The organism is Luteibacter sp. P4_E6, from assembly GCF_056401535.1.
In genome coordinates this window covers 1-3,944 of record NZ_JBFUJE010000364.1, presented here as the reverse complement: position 1 = coordinate 3,944, position 3,944 = coordinate 1, and the positions used below count along the sequence as shown (strand labels likewise).

Sequence of the window (3,944 nt, the reverse complement as noted above, 5' to 3'; positions counted from 1 at the left end):
GGCACGAGGTCATGCTCGCGCACGGTCTCGATCACGCGCTTCCAATCCTCAGTGCCGAGGTCGACACCCGTCGGGTTATGACAGCAGGCGTGCAGGACGACGATCGCGCCCTTGGGCAGCTTCGCCAGACCGCCGAGCATGGCATCGACATCCACGCCATGGGAGGAGGCGTCGTAGTACGGGTATTCCACGACCTGGAATCCCGCGCCTTCGAACAGTGCGCGGTGGTTTTCCCAGCTCGGATTACTGATAGCGACCGGCACAGAGGGATTCAGGCGATGCAGGAAGTCGGCGCCGATCTTCAGTGCACCGGTACCGCCCAGGGCCTGCGCGGTGACAACGCGGCGCTCGGCGAGCAGCGGCGAACCGGCGCCAAAGAGCAGCTTCTGCACCGCTGCGTCGTAAAGCGCGATGCCGTCGATGGGCAGGTAGCCACGCGGCAGCTGGGCTTCGAGGCGCGCCTTCTCGGCTTCACGCACGGCACGCAACAGGGGAACGTGACCGTTGGCGTCGTAGTACACGCCGACGCCGAGGTTGACTTTGTCCGGACGCGTATCGGCGCCGAAGGCTTCGTTGAGGCCAAGGATCGGATCGCGTGGAGCAAGTTCGACAGCGGAGAAAAGGGTCATGGTCGGCAGGCCTTGAAGCGGAGTTTTAGATAATCAGTCGTTGTCGTCACCGGCGTCGCCGCCGGCAAGCCACGCATGGGTGTCGGCGCGCGCCGCGCCCTCGCGTGCGCCGAGCGCCGCGAAGTCGAACAGCTTACGGTCGGTCAGCTGCGAAGGGGCGATGTTCCCCATCGCGCGGAAGATGGTTTCGCTGCGGCCAGGATTGGATTTTTCCCAGTCTTCGAGCATGCGCTTGACGACCTTGCGCTGCATGTTCTCCTGCGAACCACAGAGGTTGCACGGGATGATCGGGAACGCGCGCGCTTCCGCGTAGGCGGCGATATCGTCTTCGCGGCAGTAGGCCAGCGGGCGGATCACCACATGGCTGCCGTCGTCCGAGAGCAACTTCGGCGGCATCGCCTTCAGGCTGCCCTGGTAGAACATGTTGAGGAAGAACGTGCCGAGGATGTCGTCGCGATGATGGCCGAGCGCGATCTTGGTGATGCCGTTGTTCGACGCCCACTGGTACAGCGCCCCGCGACGCATGCGCGAGCACAGGCTGCACATCGTCTTGCCCTGCGGGATGACCCGGGTGACGACGCTGTAGGTGTCCTGCTCGATGATGTGGAACGGGATGTTCCGCTCGGCCAGGTACGCCGGCAAGACGTGCTCGGGGAAGTCCGGCTGTTTCTGGTCGAGGTTCACCGCGATCAGTTCGAAACGGACCGGTGCCTTCGCCTGCAGCGAAAGCAGCATATCCAGCATCGTGTAGGAGTCTTTACCCCCGGAGAGGCAGACCATGATCCGGTCGCCGTCCTCGATCATGCCGTAGTCGGCGATCGCCTGGCCGACCTGGCGGCGCAAGCGCTTGGCCAGCTTGCCGGCTTCGTAGCTCTGCTTACGGGTGGCGTCGGGTATGGCGGACATGCGTTGGCGGTGTTCGGGAGGGACGGCCTCCTATTGTAGCCGCTGCGGGGGACACCGCCGGGAGTTACACTCTCTCCTTCACCTCCCGCCCGGCCAATGCCATGCAGGTCCAGGATCCCGCTGAACTGAACAAACGGTTGTCCGAGCTCAAGGTCGAGCACCGAGATCTCGATGCCGCCATCGACCATCTGGCCGCCTCCATCGGCCGGGACGAGCTCCAGCTCACTCGCTTGAAGAAGCGCAAGCTACTGTTGAAAGACACGATTTCCCGGATCGAAAGCCGCCTGATCCCCGACCTCGACGCCTGAGACCCGCGCCATGACCCCCATCCGCCTCGAAAGCGCCTACGTCACCCTCGAGCCGATGACCCTGGCGCACATCCCGGCGCTGGAGCAGGCGGCCGCCGACGGCAACCTGTGGGATCTCTGGTTCACCTCGGTGCCCGGTCCCGGCCGCATGACGGAGTATGTCGAATCCGCCCTGCGCGGCCAGGAGGAAGGTCGCATGTCGCCCTGGGTGGTGCGCGAGAACGAGACCGGCCAGATCGTCGGCTCGACCCGCTACTACGAGATCGAGGACGATCCGTCGCGCGTGGCCATCGGCTACACCTGGTATGCGCGCCGCTGGCAGCGCAGCCACGTCAACACGGCCTGCAAGCACCTGTTGCTCGATAATGCCTTCCAGAACGTGGGCGTCGTCGCCGTGGCGTTCCATACGGATGCCTATAACCAGGATTCCCAGCGCGCGATCGAGAAGCTGGGCGCAAAACGCGAGGGCGTCCTCCGCGCCAACAAGCGCCGCCCCGACGGCTCGCTCCGCGACACCGTCTGCTACAGCATCCTCGCCACCGAATGGCCGGACGTGGACAAGTGGCTGCAGCTGCGACTCAACCGGCTGGCGCCGCCGCACGCCTGATGCGCAGCCGCGCCTTCGTATTGGCCCTTATCGAGCAGCGACTGCGTCCGGATGCGAAGGATGTAYGATCAGCGTCGCCGTCATACCTGCCGACAACACCGTACCCGCAGGCAGGTGATCCGCATCGATCTTCACGCGCACCGGCACGCGCTGCGCCAGCCGTACCCAGTTGAAGGTCGGATTCACATCAGCGAGCAGGTCGCTGCCGGTCGGATTGTCGGCGTCGGTAATGCCGCGCGCGATGCTCTCCACCGCGCCCTTGAACTGCACGCCGCCGCTCATCAGACGAATATCCACGGGATCGCCGATGCGCAGGCCCGGCAGTTTCGTTTCCTCGAAATACCCGTAAATCCAGTAGGAATGGCTGTCGATCAGCGCGAGGCGCGGCGTGCCGGCGTTGGCGTAGTCACCCACGCGCACGTCGAGATTGGTCACGAAACCATCGACCGGGGCGAGGACCTGCGTGCGATCCAGATTGAGTTGCGCGGACGCCAGTTCGACTTGTGCCTGGGCCACGGCCGCCAGCGATTGCTGCTGCGCGGCGCTGGCCTGCTTCGTGCTGGCAAGCGTCTGCTGCCAGCCGGCCTTGGCGGCGTTCGCGGCGGCCGCGGCGTTGGCCTTGTCCTCGGCCGAGATCACGTTGTTGATCAGCTTCTGCCGGCGCTCGGACTGTGCCTCGTACATCTCGTAGTTCGCCTTGCTCTGCTCGGCACCCGCCGAAGCGGCGTTGATACTCGCGCCGGCGGCACGTGCAGCGGCCTCGGCGGCGTTGAGATTCGCCTTGGCCTGGGCCACGGCGTTCTCGTAGCGCGCACGGTCCACCACGAAGAGGACGTCGCCCTTCTTCACCGTCTGGTTGTCGATCACCTTCACGTCGGTGACCAGCCCCGCGACGTCCGGCGCGATGCGGACGATTTCCGCGCGTACGCGGCCATCGCGCGTCCACGGCGAGTACATGTAGTGCTTCCACATGGCATGCCCGACGAAGGCCGCGACGAGCACGACGATCGCGGTGACGGTAAAACGAATGAGGGTCGCGAATTTCATGACGGATCACTCAGAGCAGGAAGAGCGCACAGGCGCCGAATACGCAAACGAACACGGCCAGGCGGAACAGCGGTGGATGCCAGACGAGCCGGTAGAGACCGAAACGACCTGCCACCCCGTCGAGCGCCCAGAGAAGCAGCAAGGCCAGGACAAAAAGGACGAGCAGCCCCGGAACGAGGGCGTCGCCGAGTGCGATCTCACGAGGCATGGACGATCTCCTTGGCAAGCGGGGCATTCGGCATGTACGCGGCAAGGACGGATTCGCCGTCGAGCAGCGCCATGCGGACGAGGTGGAGGTGTTCGAGGAGATGGTGTGCGCCTTCGTGCTCGCCGATACTGGCGATCGCCGTCGCGACGGCGTCGCGCGCCAGCAGGTAGCCCGCCGCATCCGGCTTCTCGTAGAAGCGCGCGAGCGTGCGCAGGGCATCCGTCAGATAGGGATGCAAC

7 protein-coding genes are annotated in these 3,944 nt (G+C 65.1%); 2 read left to right on the top strand and 5 right to left on the bottom strand.

Features of this window, described 5'->3' with window-relative positions:
• A partial coding sequence (locus AC1DT2_RS17230) for an aminotransferase class I/II-fold pyridoxal phosphate-dependent enzyme (protein WP_477297683.1) occupies window positions 1-629 on the bottom strand: 629 nt, incomplete at its 3' end.
• A 33-nt stretch (window positions 630-662) separates the two neighbouring features.
• On the bottom strand, window positions 663-1,535 hold the full coding sequence (ttcA, locus tag AC1DT2_RS17225) for a tRNA 2-thiocytidine(32) synthetase TtcA (RefSeq protein WP_063573420.1): 873 nt from the start codon (window positions 1,533-1,535) through the stop codon (window positions 663-665).
• Between the two features lie 101 nt (window positions 1,536-1,636).
• Between ttcA and AC1DT2_RS17220 the strand changes: the two genes are divergently transcribed.
• Window positions 1,637-1,843, top strand: a complete 207-nt coding sequence (locus tag AC1DT2_RS17220; RefSeq protein WP_063573419.1) for a YdcH family protein — start codon at window positions 1,637-1,639, stop codon at window positions 1,841-1,843.
• Window positions 1,844-1,853: 10 nt separating this feature from the next.
• Window positions 1,854-2,450 (top strand): GNAT family N-acetyltransferase, encoded by a 597-nt coding sequence (locus tag AC1DT2_RS17215; protein WP_213948883.1) that lies wholly within the window; start codon window positions 1,854-1,856, stop codon window positions 2,448-2,450.
• 27 nt (window positions 2,451-2,477) lie between these two features.
• On the opposite strand, the gene AC1DT2_RS17210 is transcribed toward AC1DT2_RS17215, so the two are convergent.
• From AC1DT2_RS17210 to AC1DT2_RS17200, 3 genes are all read right to left on the bottom strand, one after another.
• Window positions 2,478-3,497: an HlyD family secretion protein gene (locus AC1DT2_RS17210; RefSeq protein ID WP_477297680.1), complete on the bottom strand. Its 1,020-nt coding sequence runs from the start codon at window positions 3,495-3,497 to the stop codon at window positions 2,478-2,480.
• A gap of 10 nt (window positions 3,498-3,507) precedes the next feature.
• Window positions 3,508-3,705, bottom strand: coding sequence for a DUF1656 domain-containing protein (locus AC1DT2_RS17205; RefSeq protein ID WP_063573218.1), 198 nt, complete (start codon window positions 3,703-3,705; stop codon window positions 3,508-3,510).
• Window positions 3,695-3,944 (bottom strand): hypothetical protein (locus tag AC1DT2_RS17200; protein ID WP_477297679.1); only part of this gene is annotated, 250 nt, incomplete at its 5' end. The genes AC1DT2_RS17205 and AC1DT2_RS17200, both read right to left, overlap by 11 nt.

Excerpts from the sequence above, each read along its gene's own strand:
- ttcA (WP_063573420.1), bottom strand. The coding sequence starts at position 1,535 with ATGTCCGCCATACCCGACGCCACCCGTAAGCAGAGCTACGAAGCCGGC.
- AC1DT2_RS17220 (WP_063573419.1), top strand. The coding sequence starts at position 1,637 with ATGCAGGTCCAGGATCCCGCTGAACTGAACAAACGGTTGTCCGAGCTC.
- AC1DT2_RS17215 (WP_213948883.1), top strand. The coding sequence starts at position 1,854 with ATGACCCCCATCCGCCTCGAAAGCGCCTACGTCACCCTCGAGCCGATG.
- AC1DT2_RS17205 (WP_063573218.1), bottom strand. The coding sequence starts at position 3,705 with ATGCCTCGTGAGATCGCACTCGGCGACGCCCTCGTTCCGGGGCTGCTC.